General features: G+C 65.5%; 1 protein-coding gene. It reads right to left on the bottom strand.

The genetic code is table 11. The features are described 5' to 3' along the window. Positions 1-68 precede the first annotated feature (68 nt). Positions 69-374: hypothetical protein (locus HA630_RS00295; RefSeq protein WP_166831990.1), on the bottom strand; the 306-nt coding region annotated here is incomplete at its 5' end.

Genomic DNA, 374 nt, shown 5'->3' on the forward strand with positions numbered 1-374 from the left:
AGTGGGACTACCTCTGGGCGGCGCTGTGCATGGTGGGCGCGGTCTATTTCATGTTCCGCGCCTGAGCGTCATTGGCTGATCTTCAGCGCCTCTTCAATCTGGTATTCGAAGTAGCGCTGGAAACCGAAAGCGAGGCTGGCCATCAGCCCCACGGTGCCATACATCAGGGCGAACACCAGTGCGCCGATGGTCAGCCAGTTCGTCCGGCCAGCGGGGGCGTCGACCGCCTCGGTGGGGTTGTGCCGCCGGTTCCACTGCTCGGGGGTGCGCAGCGCGTACACGATGGCCGTCAGGCAGGCGGTGGCGATGCTCAGGCCCAGCAGCGGCAGCAACAGCCACGACAGCTTGTCGTCCTGGCCGTAGGTCAGCACCCG

The sequence above is a fragment of the Aquabacterium sp. A08 genome, assembly GCF_011742065.1.